At 68.2% G+C, this 14,273-nt stretch carries 16 protein-coding genes and 2 pseudogenes; 6 read left to right on the top strand and 12 right to left on the bottom strand.

Annotated elements, in window-relative coordinates; translation table 11 throughout:
- Positions 1-301: 301 nt before the first annotated feature.
- The 5 genes from PXH83_RS20990 to PXH83_RS20970 all read right to left on the bottom strand — a co-directional run bounded on the left by PXH83_RS20990 (position 302) and on the right by PXH83_RS20970 (position 4,930).
- Positions 302-880 carry a Clp protease N-terminal domain-containing protein gene (locus PXH83_RS20990; protein WP_274561944.1) on the bottom strand — a complete coding sequence of 193 codons (579 nt, stop codon included), beginning with the start codon at positions 878-880 and terminating at the stop codon, positions 302-304.
- On the bottom strand, positions 880-1,089 hold the full coding sequence (locus PXH83_RS20985) for a helix-turn-helix domain-containing protein (protein ID WP_214920016.1): 210 nt from the start codon (positions 1,087-1,089) through the stop codon (positions 880-882). Before PXH83_RS20985 ends, PXH83_RS20990 begins: the two co-directional genes overlap by 1 nt.
- Before the next feature lie 33 nt (positions 1,090-1,122).
- Positions 1,123-2,526 carry a cellulase family glycosylhydrolase gene (locus PXH83_RS20980; protein ID WP_274561942.1) on the bottom strand — a complete coding sequence of 468 codons (1,404 nt, stop codon included), beginning with the start codon at positions 2,524-2,526 and terminating at the stop codon, positions 1,123-1,125.
- Between the two features lie 66 nt (positions 2,527-2,592).
- Positions 2,593-3,564, bottom strand: coding sequence for a zinc-binding dehydrogenase (locus PXH83_RS20975; RefSeq protein WP_274561941.1), 972 nt, complete (start codon positions 3,562-3,564; stop codon positions 2,593-2,595).
- Between the two features lie 151 nt (positions 3,565-3,715).
- The gene (locus PXH83_RS20970) at positions 3,716-4,930 is read right to left on the bottom strand and encodes an NAD(P)-dependent malic enzyme (protein ID WP_214920019.1); all 1,215 of its coding nucleotides are present in this window, start codon (positions 4,928-4,930) and stop codon (positions 3,716-3,718) included.
- A gap of 522 nt (positions 4,931-5,452) precedes the next feature.
- Here PXH83_RS20970 and PXH83_RS20965 point away from each other — a divergent pair.
- The 4 genes from PXH83_RS20965 (at position 5,453) to PXH83_RS20950 (ending at position 8,838) form a co-directional block, all read left to right on the top strand.
- Positions 5,453-6,394: an ABC transporter substrate-binding protein gene (locus PXH83_RS20965; protein ID WP_274561940.1), complete on the top strand. Its 942-nt coding sequence runs from the start codon at positions 5,453-5,455 to the stop codon at positions 6,392-6,394.
- Positions 6,395-6,439: 45 nt separating this feature from the next.
- Complete coding sequence (locus PXH83_RS20960) at positions 6,440-7,402, top strand: amino acid ABC transporter permease (protein WP_274561939.1); 963 nt, start codon at positions 6,440-6,442, stop codon at positions 7,400-7,402.
- A gap of 1 nt (position 7,403) precedes the next feature.
- The gene (locus PXH83_RS20955; RefSeq protein ID WP_274561938.1) at positions 7,404-8,165 is read left to right on the top strand and encodes an amino acid ABC transporter ATP-binding protein; all 762 of its coding nucleotides are present in this window, start codon (positions 7,404-7,406) and stop codon (positions 8,163-8,165) included.
- A 244-nt stretch (positions 8,166-8,409) separates the two neighbouring features.
- Positions 8,410-8,838, top strand: a complete 429-nt coding sequence (locus PXH83_RS20950) for a hypothetical protein (protein WP_274561937.1) — start codon at positions 8,410-8,412, stop codon at positions 8,836-8,838.
- Between the two features lie 80 nt (positions 8,839-8,918).
- On the opposite strand, the gene PXH83_RS20945 is transcribed toward PXH83_RS20950, so the two are convergent.
- Positions 8,919-9,695, bottom strand: coding sequence for a class I SAM-dependent methyltransferase (locus PXH83_RS20945; protein WP_420803192.1), 777 nt, complete (start codon positions 9,693-9,695; stop codon positions 8,919-8,921).
- A 79-nt stretch (positions 9,696-9,774) separates the two neighbouring features.
- Here PXH83_RS20945 and PXH83_RS20940 point away from each other — a divergent pair, with 79 nt between their 5' ends.
- Entirely contained in the window at positions 9,775-10,404 is a 630-nt protein-coding gene (locus PXH83_RS20940) for a CGNR zinc finger domain-containing protein (RefSeq protein WP_274561936.1), read from the top strand.
- Here the strand turns inward: PXH83_RS20940 and sodX are convergent.
- Positions 10,308-10,733: a nickel-type superoxide dismutase maturation protease gene (sodX, locus tag PXH83_RS20935; protein ID WP_274561935.1), complete on the bottom strand. Its 426-nt coding sequence runs from the start codon at positions 10,731-10,733 to the stop codon at positions 10,308-10,310. The genes PXH83_RS20940 and sodX overlap by 97 nt on opposite strands.
- A 143-nt stretch (positions 10,734-10,876) precedes the next feature.
- On the opposite strand from sodX, the gene sodN reads away from it, so the two are divergent.
- Positions 10,877-11,272: a superoxide dismutase, Ni gene (gene sodN, locus PXH83_RS20930; RefSeq protein WP_214920357.1), complete on the top strand. Its 396-nt coding sequence runs from the start codon at positions 10,877-10,879 to the stop codon at positions 11,270-11,272.
- A 7-nt stretch (positions 11,273-11,279) separates the two neighbouring features.
- On the opposite strand, the pseudogene PXH83_RS32360 reads toward sodN, so the two are convergent.
- The 5 genes and pseudogenes from PXH83_RS32360 to PXH83_RS20910 all read right to left on the bottom strand — a co-directional run.
- Positions 11,280-11,490: pseudogene (locus PXH83_RS32360) on the bottom strand (tyrosine-type recombinase/integrase); the annotation flags it as partial.
- Positions 11,489-11,753 (bottom strand): annotated as a pseudogene (locus PXH83_RS20925) (ATP-binding protein); the annotation flags it as partial. The pseudogenes PXH83_RS20925 and PXH83_RS32360, both read right to left, overlap by 2 nt.
- A 309-nt stretch (positions 11,754-12,062) precedes the next feature.
- Positions 12,063-12,608 carry an HAD domain-containing protein gene (locus PXH83_RS20920; protein WP_274561934.1) on the bottom strand — a complete coding sequence of 182 codons (546 nt, stop codon included), beginning with the start codon at positions 12,606-12,608 and terminating at the stop codon, positions 12,063-12,065.
- 37 nt (positions 12,609-12,645) lie between these two features.
- Positions 12,646-13,338 carry a class I SAM-dependent methyltransferase gene (locus tag PXH83_RS20915; RefSeq protein WP_274561933.1) on the bottom strand — a complete coding sequence of 231 codons (693 nt, stop codon included), beginning with the start codon at positions 13,336-13,338 and terminating at the stop codon, positions 12,646-12,648.
- A gap of 1 nt (position 13,339) precedes the next feature.
- Positions 13,340-14,251 (bottom strand): phosphotransferase family protein, encoded by a 912-nt coding sequence (locus PXH83_RS20910; RefSeq protein WP_274561932.1) that lies wholly within the window; start codon positions 14,249-14,251, stop codon positions 13,340-13,342.
- Between the last annotated feature and the right edge of the window lie 22 nt (positions 14,252-14,273).

Raw genomic sequence — 14,273 nt, 5'->3', positions numbered from 1 at the left:
AGGGCGGAGGGGAGTGTCCTCAAACGCCGGACGAGCTGGTTTTTCCGGCCGGGCCGGAAGATTTCAGCCCCTGGGGTCCCCCCTGGACGGAACCCTTGGGGAGTCTGAGGAGCGGGGTCCGGGCCGGAGCCCCCACGGGGCGGCAGCCGCAAAATGTCACAGCGGGAAGAATGGGGTCTCCCCTGCTCGAACGAAGTTGAGAGCTTGGGGAAGGGCAGGGGAACAGCGCCGCAGGCGACCCGCACGGCACCGCACCCGCACCCGTCGCACCGGCACGGCACGGCGCCGCACCCGCACCGGGTCAGCCCGCCACCGCACCCGCACCCGTCGCCCCGCCACCCCCGAACATCGCCCGCTCCAACGCCCCGTAATCCGCCCCGTACTCCACCAGCACCTCGGCCACCACCCCCCGCTGCGCGCTGAGCGCCAGCAGCATGTGTTCGTCGCCGATGTGCCGGTCACCGCGCCCCACCGCGATCCGCAGGGACTTCACCAGCGTGTCCTTCGCCGGCCGCGTGAACGACCGGTGCCCCGACCACCACCGCTTCGATTTCTTGTCGCCCGCCAGCGCCCCCTGCCCGTGCACCGCTTCGACCTTCGACACGATCTCCGCGACGTCGATACCGAGGCCGGAGAGCGCATCCGTGTCGGCCTTCGAGAGCCCGCCCCGGCGCCGCGCATCCGCCAGCGCCGCCTCCACCGCGGCCCGCCGCCCGGTGATCCCGAGCGAGGCGAAGGCGAACGACGACCGCGTCCCTTCCTGGTCCAGCAGGGCGAGCAGCAGATGCTCCTCGGTGACGGAGTCGGCGTTCGCCCGTTCCGCCTGGGCGACCGCACCCTCCACCACACCCCGGGCGCTCTCCGTGAACCGCTCGAACATCAATGCCTCCCGTACTTCTTGTGCACGGCCTGCCTGCTGACGCCCAGCTCGGCAGCGATCTCCTGCCACGACCAGCCCTTGGCACGGGCGCTTCTCACTTGTACGGCTTCGAGCTGCTCAAGCAGCCGCCGCAGCGCGACGACGGCACGCAGCCCGACCCGCGGGTCGCCGTCGCCCGCGCGCTCGGCGAGATCCGTTGCTTCGGTCATGCCTGTCAACCTACATTGACAGCCATCATCGCGTCAACCCTGGTTGACAGCCAGATCACCCCTCGGCGCGACAGTCACAGAGACCCGCGCACCCGGCCACGCAAAGATCCGCCCGCCAACGACCCACGCCGCCCCCTCGGCCACCACCCGCCAGTCACCCGCACGCGAAGGCAGCGCAAGCTCCGTCACTCCGTGCCGCGCAGAGGCGACGTACGACAGGCGATACGTCCGGGAAGCAGCGTCGTACGACTCCGAGCTCACCCTCCCCGCCACGGCGCGCGCGTACGGCGATGCGGTCTGCTCCTTGTTCGTACGGAAGACCCCCGCGCCGTCGACCGCGCAATAGCCACCGCCGTAACACCAGACGTAGCCGGCCCAGCCGGAGCTGTAGCGGTTCAGCGACGCCAGCGCCTCGCGGTAGAAACGCCCCATGTTCGGGAGCGAGTTGTTGAGCGGCCCCCATTCCCCGACCACCACGGGGATGCCGTGCTCCTTCGGATACGCCGTGACGGCGGCCTCGTACGACTCGATCCAGCGGGCCGACGGGTCGTAGTCCGCGCCCGCCTCCATCGCGGCGTTGTAGAAGTGCGGGGCGTAGACGACCTTGGGGTCCTTGATCTTGCCGAGTCCGGTCGGAACGCCCTCCCCCACGATCGGCGTCGGCTCGACGAAAACCCAGCTGTCGCGGTCGACCGAACGGACCGCGTCCGCGAGGCGGTTGTGCATGGGGGTGATCTGGTCGCGCTCGATGCGACGGGCGGCGGTCGCGAGATCCTCGCCCTGCCTCAGCTCACCCATCGGCTCATTGATCAGGTCGTACCCGAGAACGGCCGGGTGGTCCTCGAACCGATCGGCGATCACCCGCCACATCCGGGACTGAGCCCGCTGAAGGTCGGGGTCCTCGTACAGGTGGGTGAAGGCGCGCTGCACGGCGGGCTGGAAGTACTCCGAGAACCAGTCGTCGGGGTTCGGCTCGAACGGCAGCCCGTCGGTGCGCGTCGCCCACTCCGGGATGCCGCGGTGGCCGAAGGCGGGGCCGAAGACGTCCTGGTGGGCGTCGATCAGTACATGTATGTCGTACTTCTCGGCCCAGTCCAGGATGCGTTCGATCTTGCGGAGGTACGCCGTGCTGTACTGACCCCGCCGCGGCTCAAGGTCGTCCCAGAAGACCAGCAGCCGGGCGAAGTTGAAGCCTCTGGCGCTCATGTCGCGGAAGTGCTTCTCGGTGATGGCGGTGAGGGCGTTCTCGCCACGGTTGTTCTTGTCCTCGACGTTCCAGCCGCGCAGGGTGAGAACGCGACCGCGGTCGTCGGTGAGCCGCGGGATCACATCACGGCCGGTCTCACGGCTCTCACGCGCACTGGCGGCCGGGGCAAGCGCCCCACCCGCCAGTGCGAAAGCACAAACAACAGCAGCAACACATCGCACAGTTCGCACAGAAGGCCTCCGGCACGTAGTCGCGTAGTCACGTGCGGAGAGCACATCAGCAGAACTGACGACCCATCAAGAGGGAGTAAGCACGATCTTTCCGAACTGATCGCCCGCGGCCATCCGCTCGAAGCCCTCGCGCGCCCGATCCAGCGGCAGCACCTCGTCGATGACCGGACGTACGCCCGTCGCCGCGCAGAACGAGAGCAGGTCCTCCAGCTCGTCCTTCGACCCCATCGTCGAGCCGATGACCTTGAGCTCCAGGAAGAAGATCCGGTTCAGCTCGGCGGACGGCGGGTTCGTCCCGCTCGTGGCGCCCGAGATGACCAGCGTGCCGCCGGGCCGGAGCGACTTCACCGAGTGCGACCAGGTGGCGGCACCGACGGTCTCGATCACCGCGTCCACCCGCTGGGGCAGCCGCGCGCCCGGCTCGAACGCCTCCACCGCGCCCAGTTCGACCGCCCGCTTGCGCTTGCCCTCGTCGCGGCTGGTGGCGTACATCCTGAGCCCCGCCGCCTTGCCGAGGACGATCGCGGCGGTGGCGACACCGCCGCCGGCGCCCTGCACGAGGACCGCGTCCCCGGGCCGTACGCCCGCATTCGTGAAGAGCATGCGGTACGCGGTGAGCCAGGCGGTCGGCAGGCACGCGGCCTCCGCGAACGACAGCTCCCTGGGCTTGGGCAGCACGTTCCAGACGGGCACGGTGACCTGCTCGGCGAAGGTGCCCTGGTACTTCTCGGTGAGGATCGACCGCTTCTCGCGCGGGCCAACGCCGTGCCCGGTCTCGCCGATGACGGAGTGCACGACGACCTCGTTGCCGTCGGCGTCGATCCCGGCGGCGTCGCACCCGAGGATCATCGGCAGCGCCCCCTCCCCGAGCCCCACGCCGCGCAGCGACCAGAGGTCGTGGTGGTTGAGGGAGGCGGCCTTGACGGTGACGGTGGTCCAGCCGGGTCGTACGTCGGGTGCCGGCCTCTCTCCCAGCTCAAGGCCGCTGAGCGGCTGGTCACGGTCGATGCGGGCGGCGTAGGCAGCGAACATGACCATGACGATAGGACGGCTCGGTACGCGACGGAACCGCGCATTGGTGTGACACACGTCCCTCACGCACCCGCGACCCCCACCGCACAGCGCACGGGCCGCGCCGCGCCCCCTCGCAGGGGTGCGGCACGGCCCGTACCGGTGAAGCCCAGAACGCCTACCGCCGCGCCACACCCTCGGCGCGAGCCGCCGCGGCAACCGCCGCAGTGACCGCCGGGGCGACCCGCTCGTCGAACGGCGAGGGGATGACGTAGTCCGCGGCGAGCGCATCGCCCACGACGTCCGCCAGCGCGTTCGCCGCCGCGATCTTCATGCCCTCCGTGATACGGGAGGCCCGCACCTGGAGCGCACCCGCGAAGATCCCCGGGAAGGCCAGCACGTTGTTGATCTGGTTCGGGTAGTCGCTGCGCCCCGTCGCGACGACCGCCGCGTACTTGTGCGCCACGTCCGGGTGCACCTCGGGGTTCGGGTTGGCCATCGCGAACACGAACGACCGCGGCGCCATCGAAGCCACCGCAGGCTCCGGCACCGTACCGCCGGAGACGCCGATGAAGACGTCGGCTCCGGCCAGCGCGGTCTCCAGCGAACCGCTCAGACCGGCCCGGTTGGTGATGTCGGCCAGCTCGCGCTTGACGTCCGTCAGGTCCTCGCGGTCCCGGCTGACAATGCCCTTGCGGTCGGCCACGGCGACATCGCCGATCCCCGCCGCAAGCAGGAACTTGGCGATGGCGACACCGGCCGCGCCGGCGCCCGAGATGACGGCCCGCAGGTCGCCGAGCGTACGGCCGGTGAGCCTGGCGGCATTGCGCAGCGCGGCCAGGGTGACCACGGCCGTGCCGTGCTGGTCGTCGTGGAAGACCGGAATGTCCAGCTCTTCCTGGAGCCGGCGCTCGATCTCGAAGCAGCGAGGAGCCGAGATGTCTTCCAGGTTCACGCCGCCGAAGGACGGCGCGAGGCGGACGACTGTCTCGATGATCTCCTCGACGTCGGTCGTCGCGAGAGCGATCGGAACCGCGTCGACGCCGCCGAACTGCTTGAACAGAATCGCCTTGCCCTCCATGACGGGGAGCGAGGCCTCAGGACCGATGTCGCCGAGTCCCAGAACCGCCGTACCGTCCGTCACGACGGCCACGACGTTCGACTTCCACGTGTAGTCGTTCACCAGATCGGGCTCATCGGCGATCGCACTGCACACCTTGGCGACCCCCGGCGTGTACGCGAGGGACAGGTCGTCCTTGTCGCGCACGGGCACGGTTGCCTGGATGGCCATCTTGCCGCCGCGGTGCAGGGCAAATGCCGGATCGAAGGGCTCCTCTGAGCCCTCTGTGGTGCTGTCACTGTCGCTGCGAGGATTGACGATCTCCGCTGCCATTTGTTGACCCCTTAAGTCTTCATCATTTGAGGGTGGCCACTCCTGGTTGAGGAGGGGTGGGCGGGCACCGCGTCCGTTCCCTGCGCCGGCCGGTTGGCCCGCCCAGGCAGGGAGGAGGTACGTACGCGCGGGCGCGCCGCACACGCGCCCTGAGCCCCGGATGAGGGGTGTAACCGTCTTTTCTACCTGACCGACGGCACCGCCGACGAGCCCATATCGCCTACGTGCTACGACTCATGCGCGCATATCCGGACAAGTCCGTTTGGCGGCACGAAACGCGCTCAAATGGCGAGACGGACCGAAGATTTTCCGGCCGGAAAGGCAGTGCCCAACAGATGGTCCGGCCCTGATGTACCGGCCTGTTGGGATTCGGGGGTCACCCGTTACCCGATTTTGACATGACTGGAGCCCTGAATGGGCTAGTCCGAATGGCAAGATGCCGTAATCACACGAGGTCGCGATACTCGAAGCAGTGTGCCCGACCCCTCAGGCCACTCCCCCATCCCGCTGGAGGAACGAACCATGACCGCTAGCACCACCCGTCGTACGGCCGCTACGAAGTCCCGGATTGTCGCGGTCGGCGCGATCGCGGTCGCGGGCACCATGCTGCTGACCGGCTGCGGCGACCAGACCGGCGACAACGGCGGCGCCACCAAGACCTCAGACGCCCCTCTCTTCGACAAGCTGCCGAAGAAGATCCAGGACGCCGGCGTGATCAAGGTCGGTACGGACGCCGCATACGCTCCGATGGAGTACGAAGAGGGCGGAAAGATCGTCGGTATCGACCCCGACATCGCCGCGGCCCTCGGCAAGCAGCTCGGCGTCAAGTTCACGTTCACCAGCGGCACCTTCGACGGCCTGATCACGTCGCTGAACACCGGCCGCCAGGACATCGTCATGTCGGCCATGAGTGACACCAAGGCCCGCCAGGAGGGCCTGGACGAGAAGGGCAAGAAGGCCGGTAAGGGTGTCGACTTCGTCGACTACTTCAACTCGGGCGTCTCGCTGCTGGTCAAGAAGGGCAACCCGGAGAACATCAAGTCTCTGGACGACCTGTGCGGCAAGAAGGTCGCCGTCCAGCGCGGCACGATCTACGAGACCACCTTCAAGGACCAGGCCAAGAAGTGCGGCAAGAAGACGCTTGAGATCGCGTCGTTCGACACCGACGCCGAGGCGCAGACCCGCGTGAAGATCGGCGCCGCCGTGGCCGACCTGAACGACTACCCGGTCGCCGCACACATCGCGAAGACCGCGGGCGGCGGCAAGGACTTCGAGGTCGCAGGCGGCCAGGTCGGTGCCGGCCCCTTCGGCATCGCCGTGAACAAGGACAACACGCAGCTGCGTGACGCGCTCAAGGACGCTCTCAACGCGATCATCAAGAACGGTGAGTACGAGAAGGTCCTGGAGAAGTGGGACGTCAAGAACAGTGCCGTCACCGAGGCGACCATCAACGCCGGCAAGTAAATCCCGGCGTTCTCGCCTCAAGCGCTTCACTGAAGGGCAGTCACAGTGACTGACAAGTTCGACAAGGCGCCCGCCGACGAGCCTCCGGAGGACTCGGCGGCCGCCAAGGTGGCAGACGCCCCCGCTCACCCCGAGCAGATCAAGGCCATCCCGGTGCGGCACTGGGGCCGCTGGGTCTCCGGTGTGATCGTGGTCGCGCTGCTGGGCATGCTGATCTACGCGTTCTCGCAGGGCGACGTCCGCTGGGACACGGTCGGGGAGTTCATCTTCGACGACCGGATCCTGGCGGGCATGGGCCGCACGCTCCTGATCAGCGTGCTCTCGATGCTCATCGGACTCGTCCTGGGCATCGTCTTCGCGGTCATGCGACTGTCGAAGAACCCGGTCACTGGTGCGGTGGCCTGGCTGTACATCTGGTTCTTCCGCGGCACCCCGGTGTTCGTGCAGCTGCTGCTGTGGTTCAACCTTGCGATCGTCTTCAAGACCCTCGACCTCGGGCCGATCTACAAGGAGAACATGGTCGAGGTCATGACGCCGTTCATGGTCGCCCTGCTGGGCCTCGGCCTGAACGAGGGCGCCTACATGGCCGAGATCGTCCGGGCCGGCATCCAGTCCGTCGACGAGGGCCAGACCGAGGCGTCGCACGCCCTGGGCATGAACAACATCAAGACCATGCGGCGGGTGGTGCTGCCGCAGGCGATGCGGGTGATCGTGCCGCCGACCGGCAACGAGTTCATCAACCTGCTCAAGACCTCGTCCTTGGTGGCGGTCGTGGGGTACGTGGACCTGCTGCGCGCAGCGCAGAACATCGGCTCCACCTCGTTCGCCGTGATGGAGATGCTGCTCGTGGCCTCCGTTTGGTACCTGGTCCTGACCAGCGTGTTCAGCGTCGGTCAGTTCTACCTGGAGCGCCGTTACGCACGGGGTTCGCTGCGCAGCCTGCCGCCGACTCCGTGGCAGAAGGTCAAGACGAACCTGCTGTCCCTTACCAGCCCCAGGGGGGTGTGACATGACCGCCATGGTGAAGGCCGAGGGCGTACACAAGTCCTACGGCGCCGCCCACATCCTCAAGGGCATCGACCTGGAGGTCGCCCCGCGTGAGGTGTTCTGCCTGGTCGGCCCGTCCGGCTCCGGCAAGTCGACCTTCCTCCGGTGCATCAACCACCTGGAGCAGATCAACGCCGGCCGGCTGTCCGTGGACGGCCGACTGGTCGGCTACCGCGAGAAGGGCGACAAGCTCTACGAGCTGAAGGACAGCGAGGTCGCGGCGCACCGCCGGGACATCGGCATGGTCTTCCAGCGCTTCAACCTCTTCCCGCACATGACAGCACTCGAAAACGTCATGGAAGCCCCGATCCAGGTCAAGGGCGAGGCGAAGGCGGTGGCTCGCGAGCGGGCCGAGCGTCTGCTGGACCGCGTTGGCCTGGCCGACAAGGCGAGGAACTACCCGTCGCAGCTCTCCGGCGGCCAGCAGCAGCGCGTGGCGATTGCCCGTGCGCTGGCCATGGAGCCGAAGCTGATGCTCTTCGACGAGCCGACGTCGGCGCTCGACCCCGAGCTGGTGGGCGACGTGCTCGACGTGATGCGCGGCCTCGCCGAGGACGGCATGACGATGATCGTCGTCACGCACGAGATGGGCTTCGCCCGCGAAGTCGGCGATTCCCTCGTCTTCATGGACGGCGGTGTCGTGGTCGAGTCGGGCAACCCGCGCGACGTACTGACGAATCCGCAGCACGACCGGACGAAGGCGTTCCTGTCCAAGGTTCTCTGACCGGCGTCCCTCTTCCGAGGAGCCGACCGAACGGGCTCCGCCGCGCAAATGCGGCGGAGCCCGGCCCTTGGTGACCGCCACGAACCCGGGTACCGGCGCAACCTCAAGGAAACCTCTGAAACCGCGAAGATCGCTATGCGCGGGCTACGGGCCGCCGTAGCGTGCGCGGTGACCGTCTCGCCGGATCTCCGGCGAGACAAATCTGGGGGTTTCATTGAATCGCTTCATACAAACGACCGCGCGAGTGGTCGGTGTCGCCGGAATTGTGGCCGCGTCGGTCATGACGGGGTCCAGCGCCCAGGCGGCGAGCGGCGGTGGCTGCTCCAGCTACACCGAGGGCTCGACCACCAGGGGCACCTATGTCGACATCAAGACCTGTATCAGCGCGCCGAGCCGCGGGGTGGGACGACCCGACGCCTACTTCACGCTTCGCTCCGGCCATCCCAGCTGTAAAATCTCCATTGTGGTGCTCCGGACGGGCGGTTCGAGGGTGATGTCGCAAAAGACGCACCGGTGCCCCTCCGGGGGCTTTCGCGCGAAGCGGTTCACCGCTCCCGACTTCCGCGACAGCACGCACCAGGGGGGCGAGGCCTACGCCACCTTTACGCAGCTCACGTGGTCCAACGGAACCAACACTCTGCCTTACCGCAGCCCCTGGCTGAAGCTGCCGTAAGCTGAAGCTGCCATAAGACGACGAAACAGAGGAGTGGTGCCGCCCGGGGCGGCACCACTCCTCTGTTTTTCACCGGGTGGCTATTTCAGCCCGAGGACCAGGGAGTCCGACGGGGACGCCCACACGGCCCGCGCCTCCCCGAACCCGCCCGCCTCGCGCAGCGTCCGCGCGTGCCACTCGACGCTCGGCGTCTCCCCGTCGGCATGCTCGCCGTAGATCTCGAAGCGCTTGGCGGTCGGCGCGGCGAGTACGGGGTCCTTGGCGGCCAGCTCCCACCACTCGGCCCAGTCGAGCGCGCCGGCGGCCTTGGCGCGGTCCATCTGCATGTGCCGGTGGGCGCGTTCGGCCTCGTTGATGCGAGGGGTCCGCTCGTCCTTCATGTGGTCGGCGTTCATGAAGACGCCGCCGGGGCGTACGAGCCCGCCGACCTGCCCGTACAGAGTCGTCAGCGGCTCGCTGTGCAGCCAGTGCAGGGCGGTGGCGGTCAGGACGGCGTCGTACGACTCGTACGGCAGCGCATCGGTCCACTGCGGGTCCTTCAGGTCGGCCGTCACGAAGGTGACCCGCTCGTCCCCGTCGAAGTACCCCTCCGCGATGGCGAGCAGCGCCGGGTCGAGGTCCACGCCCGTGCTGGTGGCCCTAGGGAACCGCTTCAACAGCCGGTCCGTGATACTTCCCGTACCGCACGCAAGATCCAGCACCCGCGGCTCGGGGCCGACCAGGGCCTCGACCATGTCGAGCATGACCCGGAACCGCTCCTCGCGGTCCGGCATGTACCACTCCTGCTGCCGGTCCCAGCTCTCCTGCCAGGCCCGCCAGTCGGTGCCCGTCACTGTCTCCGCCACCGGAACCTCCACACCGTAATACCCTCGAAGTACAACCAGCTATTACCCACTAATACCTCGAAACCTTAGACCGCCCTCGTAAGGACTACAAGTGGAACTGGCCTATTACTCGGACTACGCCGTGCGCCTGGTCAACAGCGAGGAGCCGGCCCGTAATAAAGACACCCTCACCTCGGTGGAAGCGGTCCGCGCGCTCTTCGGCGCCAATTCGTCGGCAGCCCGCCGTACCACCGAAGCGGATGTCACCCGTTTCCGCTCGGTACGGGCCCGTCTGCGCGCAATCTTCGAGGCGGCCGACGGCGGGGACGAAACGCTCGCCGTGGACCTGCTGAATTCACTTCTCATGGAATTCCCGGTCAGCCCGCAGATCTCCGGCCACCAGATGCGCAAGGAGGACGGTCGTCCCGACTGGCACATGCACCTCGCCGACCACCCCTCCAACGCGACCGCCGGCTACGCCGCCATCGCCTCGATGGGCCTCGCCTTCCACCTCACCGAGCACGGCGCCGACCGCCTCGGCCTGTGCCAGGCAGCGCCGTGCCGCAACGCCTACCTGGACACCTCGACCAACCGATCCCGCCGCTACTGCTCCGACCGCTGCGCGACCCGGGCCAACGTCGCCGCCTACCGCGCCCGCAAGCGCCTGGAGACGGAGCGCTCGCTCAGCACGGGCCGCACGGCGGACACCAGCCAGGAGACCACCACCCCGATCGAACGCTGACGCCCCGCCACAATGGGCCGGTACCGCGCCCGTACCCGCCCCAGCACCAGCTCGCCCGGCACCACGCCGAACGCCCTGCTGTCCGTGACCTCGGCGTCCTGGTTGTCGCCGAGCACCCACCAGCCACCGTCGCGCCGCTCGACCAGCCGCTTCACGATGAGCAGATCCTGCTGCAACGGATGCCGCAGTACGGCCACATCACCCGCCCGCAGTTCCACTCCGTAATGCACGAGCAACTGATCCCGGTGCAGCAGCGTCGGCACCATGGAAAGACCCGTCACTTCGGCGACCCCGAACATCGCTGTCGGCTCCCGCCCTTGATCCACCATCCGGCACCTCCGGTCCGATCCTCCACCAGTCTCATACTGACCCTGGACTTTTGGCCTAAGCCCATGGGGGCACCCGTCAAAACACGTCTCTCACCGAGTAATGTCCCCCTTGAGAAGACGATCACGAGGAAGGAAGCTCTTACATGCTCTCCCGCCTGTTTGCCCCCAAGGTGAAGGTCAGCGCACACTGCGACCTGCCCTGCGGCGTGTACGACCCCGCCCAGGCCCGCATTGAGGCCGAGTCGGTCAAGGCCGTCCAGGAAAAGATGCAGGCCAACGACGACGCGCACTTCCAGGCGCGCGCCACGGTCATCAAGGAGCAGCGCGCGGAGCTTGCCAAGCACCACGTTTCGGTGCTGTGGAGCGACTACTTCAAGCCCCCGCACTTCGAGAAGTACCCGGAGCTGCACCAGCTCGTCAACGACGCCCTGAAGGCGCTGTCGTCGGCGAAGGCGTCGACGGACCCGAAGACGGGCGAGAAGGCACTGGAGCTCATTGCCCGGATCGACACGATCTTCTGGGAGACGAAGAAGGCCTGACCTCCCCCTAGGCTGCCTGACCTGCACTTTCGTGGGTCGCGTCGCCTAGCTGTCCGCATCCGGTCCGCAGGCCGCCGAGCACGGCGTCCATGACGGTCCGGGTGCGGTCTTCTTCCCCCCAGCCACAAGTGCGCGTAGATCCGCAGCGTGATGACGGCGGACGCGTGCCCGAGGACAAGCTGGACCTGCTTGACGCTCGCTCCGCCGGCGATGAACGCGCCAGTACTGCTCGACCAGGACAGTCAAGGGCATCACCAGAGTGCCACCGGTCGAGAACGCGGCGGGCGGTCTCGACGACGAGCGGCCGCCAGGGCGGCCAGTGCTGGAAGTTGTCCGTCCAGGGCAGCCCCGGCGTGATGTCCATGAGTGTCTCGCCGACCTTCTCGGCGTCGAACACCCGTGAATCCGGGATCAGCTGCTGCACGAGTGCACTGGTCGTCGTCTTGCCTGCGCCGTGGGTGCCATTGAGCCATACGATCACGGGACCCAACGCTAGCGCCGTGCGGGCAGCGAAAACGGGCACGGCAGAAAACCGGTACGGCTCCGGCGTTTCCCAGGGTGGTGTCAACCATCAAGATCAGGTGTCACCTATCTCGAAATGTCACCCCTGATGGTCCGATCTGAGCATCCGAGTGGCAATTGAGCTGCGCAGCTGCCGGCTGAAGTCCTCAGCCGCAAGTCACTTGATCGGCGGCCACGCTGAAAGAGCTCACTGAACGGCGCCCAGCCAGTCAGGACCCACAGCGCACCCTGATGCCCTCGCTGCCCGTGGCAGCGAGGGCATCGGTCGTCAGGCGACGCGGGCTGTGGGTAACTGCGAGACCCACGTCGTGACCTCGGTCAGGTGCTCGGGCTGCAGCCCGAGGTGGGGGTCGGGCTGAACGAGGAGGGTCGCCGTTCCCCTGGCGGCGCGCTCTACTGCCCATTCGTGATCGAGGCCGGTGAAGTCGTCGTCGATCCAGACGGCGGGTGCATCACCGAGCCAGGTGTCGACGTGGTCGCGCTTCCACAGGTAGCCGTTCGGGTGGCTAGTGGTGATCGGCGGACGCGGGAGATCGACATACGGCACGGTCGGGAGGCCGAGGAGGGGGCCGATAAGGGTGGTGGCGTCCTGGCGCCAGCTGGTGCACCAGACGGGAGTGACCAGGCCGGTACGAATGACCTCCATCAGCAGGTGACCGTGGTCCGGGTTGAGCCAGACGGTGACGGGGTTGTCTGCGCTGCGGCCGGTAGGGACGACGTCGTGGCGTGCGTGTGTGGCCGGGGTGGTCCCGTCGGCTGCGGGGAAGGGTATGAGGACGCCGTCGATGTCGAGGAGCAGGTAGGGCGGACGCATCGGTCCTCCAGGGGGTGAGCCGGGGCGAGCGCGGCTGTCAGAGCTTGCGGCCGCGGATCAGCAGGGTGGTGGGCCAGTGGCCCATGCGGGGGTCGTGGAACTCCTGAGCCGAGGTAAGCCAGAAGCCGGCGTGGCTGAGGTGCTTCTCCCAGCGCTCGGTGGCGAACTCCCAGCGGGCGATGGGCAGTCGCGTGCGGTCGGGGAGGGTGACATGGTCGCGGCGAGGCCGGTCGTCGCCGGAGGGGCTGCGGCCGCCGCGCTGCGGGTGCGGAACGGAGAAGGCGAGCACCCGGCCGGGCGTGAGGCGCTGGGCGATGGCGGGCAGCAGGAGCTCAGGGGCGACGAGACCTGCGGCGCCGAAAACGGAGTAGATCGCGTCGAACTGCTCGTCGGAGGCTTGCAGGTAGTGCAGGGCGTGGCCGACAACGAAGGTGAGGTTGTTCAGCCGCCCGTAGTGGGAGCGGGCGCGGCGGACCTGGAGGCCGACCAGGTCGACCCCGGTGACGTGTGCGCCGTGGCGGGTGGCGAGGTGGGCGGCGTTGTGGCCGGGGCCGCAGCCGAGCTCCAGGAGCCGCTTGCCGCGCAGGTCCACGCCGAGGATGTCGGCTCCGGGTCCTTGGCCGGGCCGGGTGGTCCACTCCATTCGCGCGGGTACGGACAGCGGTTCGGCGAGTGCGGTGGCGGTGCGCTGGAGGGCGTGGACGTGCCACGGGGAAGCCTGGGCCAGCACGTCAGATCTCCAGGAGGTGGAGGACGTCGGTGAGGTGGCGGCGGACGGCCTTGATGTAGGCGGGGTCGGTGGCCGGGTCGTCGATCCAGCGGATGGACTGCTCCATGAACCACTCGACGGCCCACATGCGGTGCCAGCCCAGGGCCCAGTTCTCCGCGATGAGCCCGCCGCGCGGGGCGAGGGCGTCGGAGGTGCCGCCAGCCGTGACGTACTGCTCCAGAAAGACGCGCAGACGTACGGGGTGCGGGGGCTCGACGGTGCCGTGCCAGCTGGCGAGGTCGAGCAGGCCGGGACCGGTGAAGGCGCGGGCGAAGTCCAGCAGCCGCCAGTCGCGCTCGCCGATGTGCAGGCTGGTCGGGTGGAACTCGGAGTGCACCCAGCCGAACGGCGCCAGCATCGCTCCGGCCGAGCGGGCCTCGGCGGCCTGGGCGATCCGGTCGAGCGCGTCCTCGACGTCGTCCGCGTCCTGCCACCGTTCGGCCTTACGCAGTTGGTCCAGGTGCTCCAGCGCCCGGGCCGGCAGCGTGCCCAGCCGTCCCTGGTCGAGGACGGGCAGGGCGGGAGCCGTACGGGTGCCGTGCAGGACCACGGCCGCGGCGACGCCGTCGAGGTCGTCGGCCTCGCGGACGGCGGGGCCGAGGTCTTCCATGAGCATGCCGAGCCAGCCGTCAAGGACGGCGGAGGCGTGGACCTGAGGGACGGGGACGCCGAGTGTGTGAGCCAGGCGGAGGGCCTGGTCCTCGCTGTCGAAGGGCCTCTTGGCGTACTTGAAGATGGCCGTGGTGCCGTCGGTGAAGGTCACGCGTTCGACGCCGGACATGGACCACACGCGTACCTCCTCACGCACGGCGGTGGCCTGGCCGGCCAAGGTGAGCAGGTTGTCCAGGAGTTCGGCGCTGGGATTCGCGTTCATGAGGGGCTCCGGTGAGGTGGAA

The sequence above is a fragment of the Streptomyces spiramyceticus genome (assembly GCF_028807635.1).
In the GTDB taxonomy this organism is placed as follows: Bacteria; Actinomycetota; Actinomycetes; order Streptomycetales; family Streptomycetaceae; genus Streptomyces; species Streptomyces spiramyceticus.
This window is presented reverse-complemented; position numbering and strand designations above follow the sequence as displayed.

Bases quoted from the DNA above. Each gene is read 5' to 3' on its own strand.
- PXH83_RS20990 (WP_274561944.1), bottom strand. From the start codon at position 880: ATGTTCGAGCGGTTCACGGAGAGCGCCCGGGGTGTGGTGGAGGGTGCG.
- PXH83_RS20985 (WP_214920016.1), bottom strand. From the start codon at position 1,089: ATGACCGAAGCAACGGATCTCGCCGAGCGCGCGGGCGACGGCGACCCG.
- PXH83_RS20975 (WP_274561941.1), bottom strand. From the start codon at position 3,564: ATGGTCATGTTCGCTGCCTACGCCGCCCGCATCGACCGTGACCAGCCG.
- PXH83_RS20970 (WP_214920019.1), bottom strand. From the start codon at position 4,930: ATGGCAGCGGAGATCGTCAATCCTCGCAGCGACAGTGACAGCACCACA.
- PXH83_RS20965 (WP_274561940.1), top strand. From the start codon at position 5,453: ATGACCGCTAGCACCACCCGTCGTACGGCCGCTACGAAGTCCCGGATT.
- PXH83_RS20955 (WP_274561938.1), top strand. From the start codon at position 7,404: ATGACCGCCATGGTGAAGGCCGAGGGCGTACACAAGTCCTACGGCGCC.
- sodX (WP_274561935.1), bottom strand. From the start codon at position 10,733: ATGGTGGATCAAGGGCGGGAGCCGACAGCGATGTTCGGGGTCGCCGAA.
- sodN (WP_214920357.1), top strand. From the start codon at position 10,877: ATGCTCTCCCGCCTGTTTGCCCCCAAGGTGAAGGTCAGCGCACACTGC.
- PXH83_RS20920 (WP_274561934.1), bottom strand. From the start codon at position 12,608: ATGCGTCCGCCCTACCTGCTCCTCGACATCGACGGCGTCCTCATACCC.
- PXH83_RS20910 (WP_274561932.1), bottom strand. From the start codon at position 14,251: ATGAACGCGAATCCCAGCGCCGAACTCCTGGACAACCTGCTCACCTTG.